This window comes from Actinomadura viridis (assembly GCF_015751755.1).
Lineage (GTDB): Bacteria > Actinomycetota > Actinomycetes > Streptosporangiales > Streptosporangiaceae > Spirillospora > Spirillospora viridis.
In genome coordinates, this window is record NZ_JADOUA010000001.1 from 6213937 (window position 1) to 6232507 (window position 18571).

Sequence of the window (18571 nt, forward strand, 5' to 3'; positions counted from 1 at the left end):
CGGTCGTGCTCGGCGCCGGGGGCGCCGGGTTTCCGGATCACCAGGTGACGGGCAGGCTCTCGGGGCGGCGCAGCAGCAGGTCGGAGCGCCAGGCGATCCGTTCCGGGGGGACCGCGAGCCCGATCGCGGGGATCCGCTCCAGCAGGACGCCGAGCGCCACCCGCATGATCACGCGGACCAGCGGCGCCCCCAGGCAGTGGGCGGGGCCGTGGCCGAACGACAGGTGCGGGACGGCCGGGCGGTCGAGCCTGATCGCGTCGGGGTCGGCGAACACCTCGGCGTCCCGGTTGCCCGACGCGTACGCCAGCAGCACCTGGTCGCCGGCGCGGACGGGGGTGTCGCCGACGACCACGTCCGCGGCGGCGTGCCGGGCGAACGGGACCTCGGAGGGGAAGGGGACCAGGCGCAGGCACTCCTCCACCACGCGCGGCAGCACCCCCGGGTCGCGGCGGACGGCGGCCGTCGTCGCGGCGTCGGCGAGCACGAGGTAGAGGACGCCCATGAACTCGATGGCCACGTTGTCGCAGACGAGGATGAGCTCGAGCAGGATCTCGTAGAGCAGGTCCTCGCCGAGCACGGCGGCGTCGATGGCCTCGGCCACGTGGGTGAGGACGTCGTCGCGGGGCGCGCGGCGCCGCGCCTCCACCTCCTCGCCGAGGTACCGCAGCACCTCGTCGCGGCGCCCGGCGATCTCGGCGGCGTCCATGCCCGGGTCGGCGAAGCCCTCGAACCAGCGCGCGAACGTCTCCTGCCGCGCGATCGAGATCCCGAAGACGTCGTAGCACGACAGCAGGCTGACGGGCTCGGCGTACGCGCCGCACAGGTCGGTGCCGGGCCCCTGCCGGAGGACCTGGGCGGCCTGCGCCTCGGCATGGGCGCGGACGTTCTCGCGGAGCCTCCTCAGCCGGACGGCGTTGAAGCTCAGGACGTGGGCGAGGAACCGGCGGATGCGGGTGTGCTCGTCCCTGTCCCGCCCGGCGATGGGGTCGCGGATCACCGTCCGGGTCAGCCTGGCCTCGTCGCACCCCTCGGGCGGGAAACGGGTGAACCGGGGGTCGGCCAGAATGGCCCGGATATGCGCGTGCCGGGTGGCCAGCCACGCCTCCCCGCCATAAGGGGGTCTCACTTTCAGCAGACGTCCGTCCGCCCTGGCCTCCGCGTAACGCGGGTGCACGGACAATTCCCGGGGTTCTCCGAAGGGAAATCCGACCGGGCAGCCTTCGGCGCGCATTCGAGCCTCTCCCTTTTCTGGGGCACCGGTGACGGGCCCGGCCGCCGCCGGGGACGGCGGCCGGGCCCGTGCCGTCTCGTTCACCGCGGCCCGCGCGTCAGAGGGCGGCCCCGAACACCTCGCCCGCTCCGGGACGGGCGCCGCCGGCGGCGAAGTAGTCGCGGCACATCCGCACGTACTCCTCCACGTCGATCCGCCCGTCGCCGTCGAGGTCGACGTTGGCCGCGCCGTGCTCGGCGTCCTCGGCCGACAGGCCCGACGCCTTCAGCAGCTTGATGTAGTCGGCGCGGGACAGCAGGCCGTCGCCGTCGGTGTCGGCGGCGGCGAACTCGGCCTCGGCGATGGGGCGCAGCAGCGTGTCGGCGGCCTCGCCGGCCGCGTGCCCCTCGATGAAGGAGACGAACTCCGCGCGGCTGATCCGCTGGTCGTGGTCGGCGTCCAGGGCCTCGGCGATGGTCTCCCAGGCCCGCTCGTAGGCCCGCTTGATCTGCCGGCCCTGCGCCGAGGACATGTCGTTGCCGAGGCGCTCGGCGATCCGCCTCGCGAGCGCCTGCAGGTCGGCGTGCTCGATCGCGCCGTCCCCGTCGACGTCCACCAGGCCGAACCAGTGCTCCGCCCTGCGCTCGATGATCGCGTCCACCATGGTGCCTCCTTCATCGTGCCTGCATGGGGCCGGCCTCCCGCTCCACGAGGCCGGCCGCCCGACGTCGCGCGGCGCCGCTCCGGCCCGGGGGGAACCGGAACACGTCCGGGCGGCATGTCCATTCGCGGCGGGCGATGAATCATCGCCGCCCGCCACGCGCCCGGGAATTAGAAATGAGATGGCCCACGTTCCCATTTCGAATCCACGGCGCCGCGCACTCCATGAATATCACAGCGACCATGGGCGTCAACACGATGAGTAAAGCAAACTGACCGCACGGTAAGAGGCGACTGTCCAGCTCCTCCTTCCAGCCGGAATAATCCCGAACATCCCGGGCCGTACGCCCGCGATGCGCTGCCATCCTCGTCATACAGCGAACGTCAAATGCAATGTGCGCAGAATCAACGTCGCAATACCGGAAAGGCCGCGGAGGGAGTCGTCCTAGGGGAAGGCCGCACCGCGCCGGCCGGCCTGTTCCGCCGGGTCCGGCAGAACCGCGATGGCCTGCATTTCCAGGAGGAGATGCGGGTGGGGCAGTTGGTGGACGGCGACGGTGGTGCGGGTGGGGCCCCGCTCGTCGAAGTATTCGCCGTACACCTCGTTGTAGCCGCCGAAATCGTTCATGTTGACCAGGTAGGTGGTCACCTGGACCAGGTCCGGCAGGTCGGCCCCGGCCGCGCGCAGGATGTCGCGGACGTTGGTGATGACGGCACGCGTCTGCGCCCGGATGTCGAGCGTCGCCGTGCCCATGGCGTCGGCGGCGGCGCCCTCGATCGTGTTGTCGGGACGGCGGCTGCTGGTACCGGAGACGAACACCAGCCCGCCCGCCACCCGCACGTGGGGGAAGCGCCCGCGCGGAGTGGCCTTGCCCGGGATCAGCCCGGGGGCGGGGCGCGTCACGACCCGTCCCCGGCGACGGCGCGGAACGAGACCGGGCCGAGGGCCTCGACCCGGGCCGTGACCCGCACGCCCTCCCGCAGCGGCACCGCGGCGGTGGCGGCCCCCGCCAGCACTACGTCACCGGCCGTGAGCGGGTGCCCGTACCGGGCGGCGAGGCGTACACCCGCCGCCAGCGCGAGCAGCGGGTCGCCCAGGATCGCGGCGGTGGACCCCGACTCGGCCACCCGCCCGTCCAGCTCCAGCGCGACGTCCAGGCCGGCGATCGCCAGGCCGGTGCTGAACGGCCGCCACTCCCCCAGGACGAAGGCGGCCGAGGACGCGTTGTCGGCGATGACGCCGGCCAGGTCGAAGCGGAAGTCCTCGTAGCGGGAGTCGATGATCTCGATGGCCGGGGCGACGGCCTCGACGGCGGACGCGAGGGAGGCGGCGGGCTCGTCCGGGTCCGGGGCCCGGCCCAGGAGGAACGCGATCTCCGGTTCGGCCCGCGGGTGGATGTGGCGGGCCATCGGCAGCGTCCCGCCGGACGGGATCCGCATCGCGTCGGTGAGCCGGCCCCAGATCGTCTCCTCGATGCCCATCTGGCGCATCTTCTCGCGGCTGGTGAAGCCCATCTTGATGCCGACGACCCGCTCGCCGCGCCGCCGGCGGCGGTCGATCGACAGGCCCTGCACCAGGTAGGCGTCCCCCACCTCCAGGTCCGCGGGCTGGGCGACGGCCGCGGCGGTCAGCGCGGCCCGGTCGAGCCGTTCGGCCAGTTCGGCGAGCGTCATCACGCCTCCCCTCCGGTGCCGTGGCCGTCCTCGCCGGGGTCGTCCGAGAGGTCCAGGCAGACGTTGGTCAGCTCCGAGTAGAAGGCCAGGGAGTGCGCGCCGCCCTCGCGTCCGACCCCAGACGCCTTGAGCCCGCCGAACGGCGTGCGCAGGTCGCGGACGAACCAGGTGTTGACCCACACGATCCCGGTGTCCAGCGCGGCTCCCGCCCGGTGCGCGCGCTTGACGTCCCGGGTCCACACCGTGGCGGCCAGCCCGTAGTCGCTGTCGTTGGCCAGCGCGAACGCCTCCTCCTCGGTGTCGAAGGGGGCGACGTGGCAGACCGGCCCGAAGATCTCCTCGCGGTTGGTCCTGGCCCCGGCCGGCAGCCCGGTCAGCACCGTGGGTTCCACGTAGGCGCCTCCGTCGCGCGCGTCCCCGAAGGCGGGCACCCCGCCTCCGGCGACCACCGTGGCCCCCTCGTCGCGGGCCAGCCGGTAGTGGCCGAGGACCTTGTCGCGATGCCCGGCGGAGATCATCGGCATCATCGCGGTGCCCTCGTCGCCCGGCCATCCGAACCGCGGCGCGCGGGCGCGGGCGGCGAGCCGCTCCACGAACTCCTCGTAGACCGGCCGCTGCACGTACAGGCGCTCGGTGCACAGGCAGACCTGCCCGCCGTTGGTGAACGACGAGCGGGCCGACCCGGCCACGGCCGCGTCCAGGTCGGCGTCGGCGAACACCAGCCCGGCGTTCTTGCCGCCCAGCTCGAACGAGACCGCCTTGACGCCGTCCGCCGCCGCCCGCATGATCGACGCGCCGGTCGCCGACTCCCCGGTGAAGGTGATCGCGTCGACGTCCGGGTGCCGGGTGAGGAACTCGCCCGCCGATCCCGGGCCAAACCCGTGGACGAGGTTGAAGACTCCGTCCGGGACGCCCGCGGCGGCCATCACCTCGGCCAGCACCGTGGCGCTGGCCGGGGTCTCCTCCGAGGGCTTGACCACGACGGCGTTGCCGCAGGCCAGCGCCGGGGCGACCTTCCAGGTGAGCAGGAGGAGCGGCAGGTTCCACGGGACGATCACCGCGACCACACCGACCGGCTTGCGGAGCGCGTAGTTCAGGGCCCGGCCGCCGCCGGGGGTCACGGTGGTGAACGACTCGGCGGGGGCGGCGGCGATCAGGTCGGCGAAGGCGCGGAAGTTGCCGGCGCCCCGCGGGATGTCCAGCGTCCGCGCCTGGGTGACGGGCTTTCCGGTGTCGGCGACCTCGGCCAGGACCAGGTCGTCGAAGCGCCGTTCGAGCTCGTCGGCGATCCGGCGCAGCACGCCGGCCCGCTCCTGCTCGCCCATCCGCCCCCAGGGGCCGCGGAGCGCGGCGCGGGCGGCCCCGACGGCGGCGTCGACCGTGCCGGCGCCGGCCTCGGGCACCCGCCAGATCACCTCACCGGTCACCGGGCTGGCCTTGTCGAACGCGGGACCGTCGTCCAGGAACCGGCCGCCCACGTAGTTGCGCAGCCGGCCCGGCCCGCCGGCCGGGCGTCCGGCCATCAGGTCCGGGCTCAGCGCCGGCCCGGTCAGCATGGAGGTCATGGAACACAGCTTTCTGGTCGCGGCGCGCCCGGCGCGCCGTTGGTCGTCACCGGCGGTCAGTCGGGGCGGACGAGCCCGTCGTCGCGGGAGGGGGCGGCCATGAGCCCCACCACGGCGGCGTCGCAGGTCGCCTCGCCGGTGGCCGCCGCCGCGGCCTCGTCGGTGGTGACCAGGACGAGGCTGCCGATGCCGACGTCCAGCAGGTCGACGGCGACGCGTTCGGGGCCGTCCGGCCGTTCCCGCACCAGGACCAGCCGCCGGCCGCGCAGCGGCGGCAGGATCCGGTCGGCCCAGACCTTGCCGACCACTTCGGCCAGCAGCATCAGCCGTCCCCTCTCAGGGCGGCCATGACCTCGCGGATGCGGGCCGCCTCGGGCGCGTCCAGGAGGGCCGCGGTGGCGGGGTCGGGCTTGGGGTAGACCTGCGAGCTGCGCAGTTCCCCCTGCTGGCGGATGGCGGCCTCGCCGGCGGCCACGGCCTGCCGCACGGCGGCCAGGCTGCCCCGCACCGCCGCGGCCAGGTAGCCGCTGGTCACCCGCTCGATCGCGACGCACCGCACGTCCGCGGTCTTGATCATCGCCTCCACGCCCGCGGACAGTGCGACCACGCCGCGGGTCTCGACGATGCCGATCGCGTTCTCTGAGGACATCGGGACTCTCCTTGGCTAGTTGCCCAGCAGGCGCGGGTCGGCGTTGAGCGCCTGGACCGCGTCGCACGGGCTGGCGAACACGATGGACTTGACGGTGCGGCCGGTCTTGGCGCGGGCGACCTCCTCGCCCAGGTCGACGGCCTCCTCCACGGTGGCCAGGTCGCCGCGCACGGCGACGGCGACGATGCCGCCGCCCAGCCGGACGACGCCGGTCACCTCGATCTCGGTGGCCTTGACCATGGCGTCGACGGCGTCGAAGATCGGGACGAAGCCCTCGGCTTCGATGAATCCCGCTGCGACGTTGCGCATGGGTGCTCCTTACGGGTCTCGATGGTTTTCGGGTCTGGTGGCTCGGTCTCTGCGGTCTGCGGTGGGGTACGGGCCGGCCGGGTCAGGCGGCGGGCAGGTTCCAGGACAGGACGGCTCCGCCGGTGCCCCAGAGCGGCCCGTAGGCGTGCAGGTCGGCACGGCCCCGCGCGGCGCCGGTCCCGGCCAGGAAGGCCAGGGCGCGGAACTGGCTGTCGGCCTGGGCCTGCCGGGCGAAGTCCTCGCGGGCGGCCAGCGCCTCGTCCATCCGCCCCTCGGTGAGCAGCCCCAGCATCCGGGTGTTCCACCGGTCGTGGGCGGGGTCGGCGACGCGGTCCTCCCCCGGTGCGATCCACTCCTGGATCAGCCCCGAGGACAGCCCGGACACCACGACCACCGCGGCGCGCACGCCTGCGTCCGCGGCCGCCGCGGCCCCCGCCGCGCCGACCTCGGCGAGCGTGTCCGCGCCGGCGTAGAGGTTGCACGACACCTGGGCGAAGCGCAGCGTGCGGTCCGGGTCCAGCAGCCGCGAGGTCACGATCAGGCCGGTGTCGATCGGGAAGCCCTCGTAGCGGGTACGGCGGGCCTGCATGCCGCGGGCGTCGACCGCCGCGGCCCAGCGTTCGGTGAACTCGACGTCGAAGCGCAGGTCGTAGTCCAGCCGCCCGTAGTCGTAGGCGTACCAGTTCTCGTCCACGTGCCGCCCCCGGGGATTGGGGTCGCACTGGAACTGGTGCCCCAGGACGGTGAACCACTGGGTGGACAGGAGCAGCACGACGTCGGGCCTCAGCGCGCGCAGGCGGGCGCCGGCCTCCCGTACGGCGCCGGCCAGTTCCGCCCAGGCCGGCGCGGGCTCCTCGGCCAGCAGGTGCGGCATGCCGGGCACCAGCACGGCGGCGTCGGCGGCCGGGTCAGCCATGGTGGTCCCCCTCGCGGTCCCCGTTCGGCGTCCACTCCACGACCGCGTTGCCGGTGCCGATGATCGTCCCGTAGCCGAGGACGTCCCCGGCCACGGGCGGCCAGCCCATCGCGGCGAGCATCCAGGTGAGGCTGCCGGCCTTGGTCTCGGACGCGGTGGCCTCGATGTGCTCGGAGATCAGTTCGCGGAGCGGGGCGGTCGGCCCGCGCCGGACGGCCTCCAGCAGCTTCATGTCCCAGCGGTACTGGTGGTCGTTGTAGGGGTGCTCGCGTTCCATGTCCTCGGGCACCGGCGGTTCCTCGTGCCAGTGCAGGTGCGACAGCGAGTTGGAGGCCAGCAGCACGGCGCGCCTGCCGGTGCGTTCGATCGCGCGCCGGGTGGCCTCGCCCAGGACCTCCATCTCGCCCAGCGACGCCTCGGAGTAGAAGTAGGGGTTGTTGTTGGCCGACAGCGAGACGACCGGGATGTCCCACTCCGGGTTGACCATGTGCAGCGCGCCGATGGTGGCGTAGTCGACGCGGACGCCCGGTTCGCGCAGCTTGCTGGTCACCAGGCCCAGCGCGCCGGCCTCGTCGGCGATCGCCTCGGCCAGGGGCACGTCGGTCCGGAAGTCGTAGTGGTAACGGAACAGGTGCGGGAAGATCGGTTCGACCGACACGCCCTTGGGGTTGGGCACGCAGTTCACGTGGTGGCCGACCATGGTGATCCAGTGCGGCGCGTGCACGATCAGCACGTCCGGCCGGTGCACGTGCCTGATCCGGTGCCGCAGCCGCTCGTACGCCCAGCGCAGCACCTCCCAGCCGCCCTGGGAGCGCGGCTCGTTCTGCGGCGGGTTCTCCGCGTACACCAGGTGCGGCGGGTGCGGGCTCAGGTAGCCGGCCACGATCCCGGTACGGGCCGGTCCGCCGCCGGGCGCCTGCCCCGCGTGCTCCCCGGAACGCGCGGGCTCTCCGGAGCGCGAGTACGCCGCGGACCGCGCGTGCGGCACGGCCCTCCTGCCCTCGCCCGGGACCGGCGGCACGTGGAAGACCCTGCTCATCGCCGGCCTCCCCGCTGCGCGGCCGGGCCGCCGCCGGGCCGGGTGAGGACGCGCGGGTAGCACCGCCCGCCCTCGGCGATGCCGAGGATCTCCAGCGCGTCGGCGCCGACCGCGGCCTGGCCGGGGGCCAGGGCGGGATCGTGGGCGACCCAGGCGCGCAGCGGCGCCGGGCACCGTCCGTGCAGCTCGATCAGCGAGCCCTCCGGCAGGTCCGTGTCAGGGGCGAGGTAGACCAGGCGCCGGGAGCCGCGCCGCCCGGTGAAGGGCGGGCGGCCGGTGGCGGTGACGCGCAGGTGGCCGCGTTCGCGGCGGAGCCGCTCGCGCAGCTCGCGGGTCGCGTCCGGGTCGGCGGTCCCCGTGGCGTCCAGGACGACGCCGTAGCGGGTGCGGGCCGTGTCCGCGCCGACGTATCCCTGGGCCACGTCGTCGGCGACGCGGGCGGGGTCGCGCTCCAGCGGGTCGCCCCATCCGCCGCCGCCCGCCGACTCCATGACCAGCACGTCGCCGCGGCCGAGGTGGTGGCCCGAGACCTTGCCCGGGGTGTCGAAGTCCAGGCGTTCGCCGCCGCTGAGCACGTGGGTGCCGGTGGGGGCGCCGGGGCCGCCGAGGGACAGGCCATAGGGGGGCACGGTGGTCCGGTCGGTCTGCACCGAGTACGCGCCGGAGGAGGCCAGCAGCCGGGTCGCGCGGCGCGCGCCGAGGCCGCCGCGGCGCAGGCCCTCGCCGCCGGACCCCTCGCGCAGCTCGCAGCTCTCGACGAGGATGGGGATCTCGGCCTCCAGCCGTTCGACCGACTGGATGGTGGAGATGTCGCCGAGGTCGACGGGGTTCATCGCGCTGGGGCCGTCGGACTCCAGGTAGCCGCCGTTGCCGCCGGCCGGGTAGTCGTAGTACAGGTAGGGCCGCCCGGTGGCGGCGTCCACCCCGCCGATCAGGTTCTGGAACGTGGTCCCGAACTGGTCGGCTGCGACGAGGTCCGGCGCGACCTGGCTGAGCGCCGCCATGACCGCCGAGATCACCCTCTTGCGGACCTCGCTGTGGGCGTTGGCCGGCGCCGGGTAGGTCACGTGGACCACGCTCCCCGGGTCGGTGTGCACGGTGAGGGGGCGGAAGGCGCCGTGGTTGACCATGCCGCCGGGGTCCAGCGCGGACTTCACGGCGATGAAGACCCCGGCCGTGGTCATGGCCAGCGAGGAGTTGACGACGGCGGCGACCTGGGGGGAGGACCCGCGGAAGTCGGCGATGATCTGGTCGCCGCGCACGGTGAGGGAGCAGCGGACCAGCGCAGCGTCGTACTCGCCGCCGGTGTAGAGGTCGAGGTAGTCCTCGTACCGGTAGGTCCCGTCGGGCAGTTCGGCGATCCGGTCGCGCAGCCGCCGCTCGGTACGGTCCATGTTGGCGGCGACGCAGTCCATGATGGGTCCGGCGCCGTGCCGGCCGGCCAGCTCCCGCAGCCGGCGCTCGGCGGTGCGGCAGGCGGCGATGCACGACTCCAGGTCGCCGCGGCGCTCGTCGGGCATCCGGACGTTGGCGAAGAGCAGGGCGAACGCGGCGTGGTTCTCGACGCCGGCCTCCATGAGCCGGATGGGCGGCACCCGCAGCCCCTCCTGGAGGATCTCGGTGGCCTTGCCGGACACGCTGCCGGGGGTCATCCCGCCGATGTCGGCCCAGTGCATGCGCACGCAGGGGAACAGGAACAGCTCGCCGTCGAGGAAGACGGGGCTGATCAGGGTGACGTCGTTGAGGTGGCTGCCGCCCCGGTAGGGGTCGTTGACGATGTACACGTCGCCGGGGCGCATCGCGTCCCGGTGGTCGGCGAAGATCTCGGCGACCGAGGCGGGCATGGCCACGACGTGGCCGGGCATGTCCCGGCCCTGCGCGACCATCTCGCCACCGGGGCCGAACAGCGCGCAGGAGAAGTCCTGGGCGTCGGCGATCACCGGGGAGTGCGCGGTACGGAAGATCGTCTGCCGCATCTCCCGGACGATCGAGACCAGACCCTCGGTCATGATCTCCAGATGGATCGGATTCAACGTCATGCGTGGACCTCGCAGGTCGGGCTTCGTGGCGGCGCGCCGTCGTCCCCTCGTACGGGGGACCGAGTCGGCCATCGGGCCGCGGGAGTCGCACTCTGAGAGTCAGGGACTCGGAGGTTCAGAGATTCAGAGATTCAAAGGTGTTTCACTATGTGGGTCTAGCTCTATATTATGAAACCTAGCAGCCCCGAGGAGGAGAAGGCAAGATGACGAACACCGCCGATGACGTCGGCGAACGCCCCCAGGGCGAGACCGGCCGGGAGTCGGGCACCCAGGCCCTCGACCGTGCCCTGAAGATCCTGCTGGCGTTCCCGGCCGACAACCCCGAACGCAAGGTCAGCGACGTCAGCCGGGAGCTGGGCCTGCACAAGTCCACCGCCAGCCGGCTGTTCCGCGCCCTGACCGACGCCGGGTTCCTGCAGCGCAACGAGGAGACCGGCATGTACCGGCTGGGCGTCACGGTCTTCGACCTGGGCGCCCGCTTCCTGGCCGGGCTCGACCTGCCCGCCGTCGCCCGGCCCCTGCTGCGCGACCTGGCCCAGGTCGAGGGCGAGTCGGTCAACCTGGCCGTCCGCGAGGGCCTGGACGCCATCTCCATCGACGTCGTCCAGGGCACCCGCAACGTCCAGCTCGTCTCCCGGCTGGGCCGGCGGATCCCGCTGTGGTGCAGCGCGGCCGGGAAGGCCCTCCTCCTGGACCACGACGACGACCAGATCCGCGCGCTGCTCGCCGACGCGCCCTGGACCGCGCTCACCCCCAGGACCATCACCGACATCGACACCTTTCTCGAACGGTTCGCCGAGGTCCGCGCGCGCGGCTGGGCCGGCAACGACGAGGAGAGCGAGGAGGGCCTGCGGGTCGTGGCCGCGCCGGTACGCGACCGCCTGGGCGCCGTGACCGCCTCGATCAGCGTGTCCGGGCCGATCTTCCGGCTCGACCAGGCGCGGATGACCGAGCTGGCCGAGGCGGCGGTCCGGGCCGCCGACGAGCTGTCCCGGCGGATCGGCCACGGCGCGGGCGAGGTCTGGGGGACCTGACCCGGCGCCGGGACCGGTCAGAACCGGTCCTGGACAGGCCCGCGCGCCACCCTGACCTGGAGCAGCGCCGGCCCGCGCAGCGGCAGTAACGCGTCGAAGGCCGCCTCCGCCGCCTCGGCGTCCCCGGCCACGCGGGCGGGGACGCCGAGGGCGCGGGCCACCGCCGCCAGATCGCGCGGCGGGAACCGGGCCAGCCCCGGGTCCGCCCCGCGCGGGGCGAGCTTGCGGACCTCGGCGCCGTACGCCGCGTCGTCGAGCACCACCACCAGCACGGGCAGCCCGGTACGGGCGAGGGTGTCCAGCTCGCCCAGCGAGGTGAGCAGGCTGCCGTCGCCCTCGAAGACCACCACGGGACGGTCCGGCCGGCCGGCCGCCGCGCCGACGCCGAACGCCGTCCCCACCCCGATGCTGCCGAACTCCCAGGGCGCGAGCAGCGCGCGGTCGGTCGCCACCGAGTCCAGGAAGAGGTTCGGCCAGCCCCCGAAGTGACCGACCCCCACCACCGTCGTCCGGTCGCGGGGCAGCCGCCGCGCGCAGACCCGCATGAACGTCCGCGGATCGACGCGCCCCTCCTCCCGGACCTCGGACACGCCGGCGAACGGGTCCGCGGCCGCGATCCGCCCGGCCAGGCCGGGCGTCCGCCACTCCGGCCGCGGCTCGGGGGACGACGCCCCGGCCAGCGCCCCGGCCGTCCGCGCCGCGTCGCCCACCACGCCGGCGTCGACCGGCCAGCGCGCCCCGATCGCCGCCGGATCGGCGTCCACGCAGGCCACCGTGGCCGCCGGGAACAGCGCGCCGTGATCGGCCGTCCACCGGTTCAGCCCGGCCCCGAACGCGATCACCAGGTCGGCCTCCCCCAGCACCTCCCGGGTCAGCGGGCGCGCCAGGCCGCCCGCCACCCCCAGCGCGTAGGGATGCCCGGCGAACAGGCCCGCCGCCATCAGGGTCGTGGCCAGCACCGCACCGCACCGGTCGGCCAGGGCCACCAGCTCGTCCCGGGCCCCCTCGGCCCCTCGACCGGCCAGCAGGACCGGCCGCCGCGCCTCCCGCAGCAGCGCCGCCAGCGCCTCCACCGCCTCCGGCGCGGGCTCCGGCCCGCTCCGGCGCCCGCCCGCCGCGAGAACGGCACGCGGGACGACCTCACCGGGATCGGCCTCGGCGTCCTGAAGGTCCATCGGCGCGTTCAGCACCACCGGGCCCGGCGCCTCGCGGGCCGCGCGGAACGCGGCGGCGGTGTCCCGGCGGGCCGTGCCCGGCGAGCGCACCGGCACGAACCGGCCCGCGGTGGCCAGCGCGAACGGCAGCTGCTCGAAGTTCTGGACGTGCAGCGGATCACCGGCCGGGGTGTCACCGGCCAGCAGCACCAGCGGGGTACGGGCCTGGGCCGCGATCGTCAGGGCGTTGCCCGCCGAGGCCAGCCCCGGCCCCTGCGTGACCGTGGCGACACCGCACCGTCCCGCCGCCCGCGCGTACCCGTCGGCCATCATCACGGCGGCGTTCTCGCCGCGCGCCGCGACGAAGCGCACGCCGTGCCGCTCGACCAGGTCCGCGACCAGGTACATGTTCGCGTCCCCCATGAGACCGAACACGGTGTCCACGCCCTGCGCGACCAGCTCGTCGGCGATCGCCTGGTAGACCCTCATCCGCGCGCCTTCCGGTAGGCGCCCTCCGGCCGCAGCGCCACGCTCAGCGCCCCCATGTAGGAGTCGGCGGCGACCGCCTCGAACCGCGGGCCCGCCACCCGCGCGGCGCGCTTGGTCATGGACCGGCCGAGCGGCGGGTCGGCCAGCAGCCGCCCGGCCAGCTCCTCGGCCGCCCGCGCCAGCTCCTCGCCCGGCGGGACGACGCGCGTCACCAGCTCGTGCCGGAGCATCGCCTCGGGGCCGATCCGCTCACCCAGCATCACCCAGCGCTTGGCCCGGTCGGCACCGGCCAGATCGGCCAGGATCGCCATCCCGCTCCAGGTGAGCGGGATGCCGAACCCCACCTCCGGGAAGGTGAGGAAGCACGTCTCCGCGGCCACGCGCAGGTCGGCGGCCAGCCCCAGCACCGCCCCGGACCCGATCGCCGGCCCGTTGAACGCCGTCACGGTCGTCTGCTCCAGGCGGTACCAGCGCTCCACCAGCTCGGACGTGCGGCGCTGCACGTCCATCGTGGTCGCCGGGTCCAGCGTGGCCAGCTCGTCCAGGTCGGTCCCGGCGCAGAACGCGGTGCCCGCCCCGGTGAGGACGACCACCTCCACCCCCGGCTCGCGGCCGAGCCGGTGCAGGACGTCCTCGAACCGGGCCAGCATCGCCAGGTCGAAGGAGTTGCGGCGGGCGGGACGGTTCAGGGTGACGGTGGCCAGCCGGCCGTCAACGCGCAGCGTCACCGGTCCGTCCATGGCGCCGGTCATGTCGTTCCCCTCGTTCATGTGGCCCTCGTTCATGTGGCCCTCGTTCATGTGGCCCTCGTTCATGTGGCCCTCGTTCATGTGGCCCTCGTTCATGTGGCCTCCGAGTTGAGCAGGGCGCGGTCGACCAGGGCCGCCGCGTGCCCGACGTAGGACGGCGGATCCAGCAGGCCGTCGATTTCGCCGGGCGTCAGCGCCGCCGTGACCTGCGGGTCGTCGCGCAGCGCGGCGGCGAACGGCCGTCCCTCCTCCAGGCACTCGGCCACGATCCGCCGGACCAGGGTGTGGGCCTCCTCCCGGCCCAGGTGGGAGGCCAGCCGCAGCATCACCGACTCCGACAGCACGAGACCGCCGGTGACGTCCAGGTTGGCCCGCATCCCGGCCGGGTTCACGCCCAGGCCGGCGAACACCTCCAGGAGCCGTTCCAGCGCGCCGCCCGCGAGGATGAAGCACTCGGGCAGCAGCTTCCACAGCGTCATCCCGACGCCCATGTCGCGGTCGTCCTGCGCCACCATGGCCTGCAACGCCACCGGCACCTGGGCGCGCAGCGTGGTCGCCGCCGCGATGACCGCCTCGCACCGGATCGGGTTGCGCTTGTGCGGCATCGTGCTGCTGCCGACCTGGCCGCCGCCCTGCGGCTCGTACACCTCGCCGATCTCGGTACGGCCCAGGAAGTAGACCTCCCGGGCCAGCTTCTCGGCGGTGGCCGCGATCATCCCGAGCGCCAGCAGGCATTCGGCGAACCGGTCCGGCGCGGAGTGCCACGGCGTGTCGGCGACGCCGAGCCCGAGATCGGCCGCCACCGCGCGTTCCAGCTCGAACGCCCGCGGCCCGTACCCGGCCATGGTCCCCGCCGCGCCGCCCATGCTGGTCACCAGCAGCCGGGGGGCGAGCTCCGCCAGCCGCGCCCGGTGCCGCTGGAGCTCGCCCTGCCACACCGCGCAGCGCAGCCCGAACGTCGTCGGCAGCGCCTGCTGGCCGTGGGTGCGCGCCGGCATCACCGTGTCGCGGTACCGCAGCGCCAGCCTGCGCAGGCGCCGGATCAGCTCCTCGACCTGCCGCCGGACGACGGCCAGCCCTTCCCGCACCCGCAGCACGAACCCGGTGTCCATCACGTCCTGGGTGGTGGCACCGAGGTGGACGTGACGTCCCGCGTCGCCCTCGCACGCCTCGACCAGCGCCCGCACCAGCGGCACCAGCGGGTGCACGGTGTCCTGCGCGCCCGCCGCGACGGCCCCCAGGTCCAGCCGGTCCACCCGGGCGGCGGCGGTGATCGCCTCGGCCGCGCGGCGCGGGATGACGCCCAGGTCGGCCTGCCCGCGGGCCAGGGCGGCCTCCACGTCGAGCCACGACTGCAGCAGCGCCCGGTCGTTGAAGATCCCGCGCATCTCGTCGTTGCCGAAGAAGCTGGTGACGGTGAGCGAGTCCAGGAAGCAGGAACCTGCGGGGTTCACGGCGTCCCTCCAGCCTGTCCGGCGGCGGGTCCGGCCGCGGGTCCGGCGGCCAGCAGGGCGCGCGCGGCCCGGACGTCGACCTTGCCGTTGGGCAGCAGCGGCAGCTCCCCCACCACCCGGATCAGCGTCGGCACCTTGTGCCGCGCCAGCCGCGCGGCGACCCCGGCGGCGACGGCGGCCGGGTCCACGGCGGCGTCCCCGGCCGGGACGACCAGGGCTCCGACCTCCTCGCCCCAGCGCGGCGAGGGCACCCCCACGACGCAGGCCCGGCCGATCTCGGGCCGCTCCAGCAGCGCGTCCTCGACCTCGGCCGGGCCGACGTTCTCGCCGCCCCTGATGATCAGGTCCTTGAGGCGGCCGGCGAGGACCAGCACGCCGCCGTCCTCCAGCCGGGCCCGGTCCCCGGTGCGCAGCCAGCCGCCGGGGAGGAACGCCGCGGCGGTGGCGGCCGGGTCGTCGGCGTAGCCGGCGGCCAGCGACCCGCTCCGTACCAGCAGTTCACCCTCCCGGCCCGCGGGTACCGGGGTCTCGGTCCCGGGCCGCACGACCCGGACCTCCACTCCGGGCAGGGGACGGCCCACCCCGCCGGACCTCCCCCGCGGCCCGGCATCGGGATCGAGGCTGATGGTGGGCCCGGCCTCGGTCTGCCCGTACACCACGGCCACCCGCTCCAGGCCCAGCGCCCGCCCGGCACGCGCGAGCAGATCGGGCCCGCAGAAGGCGCCGCCGAGGAAGCCCAGGCGCAGCGAGGACAGGTCCCAGCGGCCCGGCTCCGCCTCGACGCGCTCGGCGAGCATGGCGGCCATGGTCGGGACCGCCTGCAGGACGGTGCACCGGTGCCGGACGATCTGGTCCAGCACCCCGTCCGGCCGGAACCTGCGCGGCGAGGCCCACAGCGCACCGGTGACCAGCGCCAGCACGGCGCCGCTGCCCAGGCCGGCCGCGTGCGCCAGCGGCAGCGGCGAGGCGATCCGGTCGGCCGCGCCGATCCCCGCCGCCTCCGCCGTCCACCGGGCGTTGCGCACCAGGCTCGCGGAGGTCAGGGCGACCATCTTGGGCGGCCCGGTCGAGCCCGAGGTGAACTGGATGTTCAGCGGCGCGTCCCGGTCGAGCGCGGGCGGCGGCGCGGGATCGTCCCAGCCGGGCAGGCCGCGCAGCGCGTCCCGGCCGCGGTCCTGGTCGAACGCCACCACCCGGTCCGTGCCCGGCAGCAGGTGCGCCAGCCGGCCCAGCGGCTCGGCCGTGGGCACGTCCCTGATCCGGGACGCGGCGAACAGCACGGCCGGCGCGGCCCTCCGCAGGGCGTCGGCCAGGTCCTTCCCGCCCGATCCCGGATGCAGCGTGACGAGCGTGGCGCCGCGCCAGGCGGCGCCGGCCAGCAGCACCAGCCAGGGCAGCCCGTTCTCCGCCCAGACCGCGACGCGGTCGCCGGGCCCGACGCCCAGCGCCGCCAGGGACGCCGCGGCGCGCCCCGCCAGTTCCGCGAACTCCCCGGCCGGTACGAGCCCGACCGGATGCGGGAAGGCGAACAGCGGGCGGTCCGGGCCGGCCCCGGCCCGTTCGAGGATCAGCGCGTCCAGCGCCAGGGGGGTGGGCACAGCGATCACCCCCGAACGAGGAGCAGGTCGCGGTGGGCGCCGACGGTGCCCGTCCAGCCCGCGCCGACCACGGTGGTGCTCCCCGTCTCCCGGACCACCGCGGGCCCCTCGATCCGCGCCCCCTCGGGCAGGGTCGCGCGGTGCCACACCGCGGCCTCCGCCCACCCGTCCGGCCCGTAGATCCGGGTGGTCCCCGGCTCGGGCGCCGGGCCGTCCGGGGCCGGGAACGCCACCGGCGCCGCGGGCCCGAACGCGCTCAGCCGGCAGTTCACGATCTCGACGGGATGGCCCGAACGCGCGTAGGAGTAGCGCTCGGCATAGGCGTCGTAGAAGGCGGCCACCAGGTCCTCCGCGGACCCGGGCAGCGTGTCGAAGGGCACCGCGAGGTCGAAGCTCTGGCCGCGGAACCGCATCCCCACCGACGGCGCGAAGGTGATCTCGTCCGGCTCGACGCCGTCCTCGGTCTTCATCAGCTCCCGGGCGGCGTCGGACATCTCGGCCACCAGCCCGCGCACCACGTCCAGGCCCGCCTCGTCGGCGGGCACCAGCACGGTGCGCACGTAGTCGTGCCGGGCCCGCGCGGCGACGAACCCGAGGGCGGAGAAGTTGCCCGGCACGGGCGGCACGAGCACCCGCTCGATCCCCAGCTCGTCGGCGAGCGCCGTGGCGTGCATGGGCCCCGCCCCGCCGAACGGCATCAGCACGAAGTCGCGGGGGTCGTGGCCCCGGGCCACCGAGATCTCCTTGATGGCGCTGGTCATCTTCACCGTGGCCAGCCGCAGGATCCCGTGCGCCAGCTCCATCTCCGTCAGGGATCCGAACTCGGCCGCCAGCCGCGCCATCGCCGCCCGCGCCGGTTCGGGCCGGAGCGCGACCTCGCCGCCGAGCGTGGCGTCGGGGTCGAGATGGCCGACCAGCAGGTGCGCGTCGGTGGTGGTCGGCTCCAGCCCGCCCCGGCCGTACGCGGCGGGCCCCGGGGTCGAGCCCGCGCTGCGCGGCCCGATCCGCAGCTCCCCGCCGACGTCCCGCCAGGCCACCGAGCCGCCGCCGGCGCCGATGGTGTTGATCTCGGTCTGGAAGGTCTTGTTGGGGTAGCCGGCGATCTCGCCGTGGTTGGTCATCAGCGCCGCGCCGTCCTTGATCAGGCAGACGTCGGTGCTGGTCCCGCCGATGTCACAGGTGATCACGTTGGTGAACCCGGCGCGCGCGGCGACGTAGGCGCCCGCCGCCACGCCCCCGGCGGGGCCCGACAGCGCGAGGTTGATGGGCAGCAGGCCGGCCTGGCGGGTGGAGACCACGCCGCCGCTGCTGGTCATGATCGACAGCGGCCGGGTGTAGCCGCCGGCGGCCAGCGCGTCGCCCAGCCCGCCGAGGTACTCGCTGACGGTGCCGCGGACGCTGGCGTTGAGGACGGTCGTGGTGAACCGCTCGTACTCGCCGTGCTCGGGGACCACCTCGGAGGAGACGCTGCACACCGCCGACGGGTGCCGCTCGGCGATCCGCTCGGCGACCGCCCGCTCGTGCGCCGGGTTGCGGTACGAGTGCAGCAGGCAGACGGCGATGGCGCGCGGCGCGCCCTCCTCCACCAGCCTGTCCAGCGTGCGGTCCAGCCCGTCCAGGTCGAGCGGGACGTCCACGCCGCCGTCCGCCATGACCCGCTCGCGGACCGGGAAGCGCAGCCGCCGCGGGACGAGCGGCGGACGGCCCGGTTCCTTCACGCTGTAAAGCCGCGGCCGGTGCCCGAGGCCCATCTCCAGGACGTCCCGGAACCCCTCGGTCGTCAGGACCGCGACCTGCTCGCCCGAGCCCTCCAGCAGCGCGTTGGTCACCCGGGTGGTGCCGTGGACGAACCGCGTGGCCTGGGAGAGCGACACGCCGAGCTTGGCCAGGCCCTCGAAGATCGCCCGCGCCGGGTCGTCCGGCGTGGACAGCGTCTTGGCCTCGTGCAGCCGGGATCCGCCCGGTTCGTAGACGATGACATCGGTGAACGTCCCGCCGATGTCGACCCCGATGAGAAGCATGTCAGACCTTT

Annotated in this window: 17 protein-coding genes; 1 reads left to right on the forward strand and 16 read right to left on the reverse strand. The window is 74.7% G+C overall.

From position 1 onward, the window contains the following. Window positions 1-37: 37 nt before the first annotated feature. From IW256_RS42860 to IW256_RS28160, 11 genes are all read right to left on the reverse strand, one after another. Window positions 38-1126 carry a cytochrome P450 gene (locus IW256_RS42860; protein ID WP_197013811.1) on the reverse strand — a complete coding sequence of 363 codons (1089 nt, stop codon included), beginning with the start codon at window positions 1124-1126 and terminating at the stop codon, window positions 38-40. A gap of 202 nt (window positions 1127-1328) precedes the next feature. Continuing rightward, on the reverse strand, window positions 1329-1874 hold the full coding sequence (locus IW256_RS28115) for an EF-hand domain-containing protein (RefSeq protein ID WP_197013812.1): 546 nt from the start codon (window positions 1872-1874) through the stop codon (window positions 1329-1331). Between the two features lie 441 nt (window positions 1875-2315). Beyond that, a complete protein-coding gene (locus tag IW256_RS28120) occupies window positions 2316-2774 on the reverse strand; it encodes a RidA family protein (RefSeq protein WP_197013813.1) in 459 nt (152 codons plus the stop codon). Then, window positions 2771-3544: a 2-keto-4-pentenoate hydratase gene (locus IW256_RS28125; protein WP_197013814.1), complete on the reverse strand. Its 774-nt coding sequence runs from the start codon at window positions 3542-3544 to the stop codon at window positions 2771-2773. Before IW256_RS28125 ends, IW256_RS28120 begins: the two co-directional genes overlap by 4 nt. Beyond that, on the reverse strand, window positions 3544-5109 hold the full coding sequence (locus IW256_RS28130; RefSeq protein WP_231403959.1) for a 2-hydroxymuconic semialdehyde dehydrogenase: 1566 nt from the start codon (window positions 5107-5109) through the stop codon (window positions 3544-3546). The genes IW256_RS28125 and IW256_RS28130 overlap by 1 nt, the downstream gene beginning before the upstream one ends. 56 nt (window positions 5110-5165) lie before the next feature. Then, complete coding sequence (locus IW256_RS28135; RefSeq protein ID WP_197013815.1) at window positions 5166-5432, reverse strand: EutN/CcmL family microcompartment protein; 267 nt, start codon at window positions 5430-5432, stop codon at window positions 5166-5168. Next, window positions 5432-5758 (reverse strand): BMC domain-containing protein, encoded by a 327-nt coding sequence (locus IW256_RS28140; RefSeq protein WP_197013816.1) that lies wholly within the window; start codon window positions 5756-5758, stop codon window positions 5432-5434. Before IW256_RS28140 ends, IW256_RS28135 begins: the two co-directional genes overlap by 1 nt. A 15-nt stretch (window positions 5759-5773) precedes the next feature. Then, a complete protein-coding gene (locus tag IW256_RS28145) occupies window positions 5774-6067 on the reverse strand; it encodes a BMC domain-containing protein (RefSeq protein ID WP_197013817.1) in 294 nt (97 codons plus the stop codon). An 82-nt stretch (window positions 6068-6149) separates the two neighbouring features. Next, window positions 6150-6983, reverse strand: a complete 834-nt coding sequence (locus tag IW256_RS28150; protein ID WP_197013818.1) for a DODA-type extradiol aromatic ring-opening family dioxygenase — start codon at window positions 6981-6983, stop codon at window positions 6150-6152. Further along, a complete protein-coding gene (locus IW256_RS28155; RefSeq protein ID WP_197013819.1) occupies window positions 6976-8022 on the reverse strand; it encodes a DODA-type extradiol aromatic ring-opening family dioxygenase in 1047 nt (348 codons plus the stop codon). Before IW256_RS28155 ends, IW256_RS28150 begins: the two co-directional genes overlap by 8 nt. Next, window positions 8019-10061 (reverse strand): hydantoinase B/oxoprolinase family protein, encoded by a 2043-nt coding sequence (locus tag IW256_RS28160; protein ID WP_197013820.1) that lies wholly within the window; start codon window positions 10059-10061, stop codon window positions 8019-8021. The genes IW256_RS28155 and IW256_RS28160 overlap by 4 nt, the downstream gene beginning before the upstream one ends. Window positions 10062-10264: 203 nt before the next feature. On the opposite strand from IW256_RS28160, the gene IW256_RS28165 reads away from it, so the two are divergent. Then, window positions 10265-11095 carry an IclR family transcriptional regulator gene (locus IW256_RS28165; RefSeq protein WP_197013821.1) on the forward strand — a complete coding sequence of 277 codons (831 nt, stop codon included), beginning with the start codon at window positions 10265-10267 and terminating at the stop codon, window positions 11093-11095. 17 nt (window positions 11096-11112) lie between these two features. On the opposite strand, the gene IW256_RS28170 is transcribed toward IW256_RS28165, so the two are convergent. From IW256_RS28170 to IW256_RS28190, 5 genes are read right to left on the reverse strand one after another with little or no spacing between them, the layout of a single operon-like run. Next, entirely contained in the window at window positions 11113-12738 is a 1626-nt protein-coding gene (locus tag IW256_RS28170; RefSeq protein WP_197013822.1) for a thiamine pyrophosphate-binding protein, read from the reverse strand. After that, window positions 12735-13583 carry an enoyl-CoA hydratase/isomerase family protein gene (locus IW256_RS28175; RefSeq protein ID WP_197013823.1) on the reverse strand — a complete coding sequence of 283 codons (849 nt, stop codon included), beginning with the start codon at window positions 13581-13583 and terminating at the stop codon, window positions 12735-12737. Before IW256_RS28175 ends, IW256_RS28170 begins: the two co-directional genes overlap by 4 nt. Next, on the reverse strand, window positions 13580-14941 hold the full coding sequence (purB, locus tag IW256_RS28180) for an adenylosuccinate lyase (RefSeq protein WP_197013824.1): 1362 nt from the start codon (window positions 14939-14941) through the stop codon (window positions 13580-13582). Before purB ends, IW256_RS28175 begins: the two co-directional genes overlap by 4 nt. Next, window positions 14938-16539 carry a class I adenylate-forming enzyme family protein gene (locus IW256_RS28185; protein WP_197013825.1) on the reverse strand — a complete coding sequence of 534 codons (1602 nt, stop codon included), beginning with the start codon at window positions 16537-16539 and terminating at the stop codon, window positions 14938-14940. Before IW256_RS28185 ends, purB begins: the two co-directional genes overlap by 4 nt. 5 nt (window positions 16540-16544) lie before the next feature. Next, entirely contained in the window at window positions 16545-18560 is a 2016-nt protein-coding gene (locus IW256_RS28190; protein WP_197013826.1) for a hydantoinase/oxoprolinase family protein, read from the reverse strand. Window positions 18561-18571 lie beyond the last annotated feature (11 nt).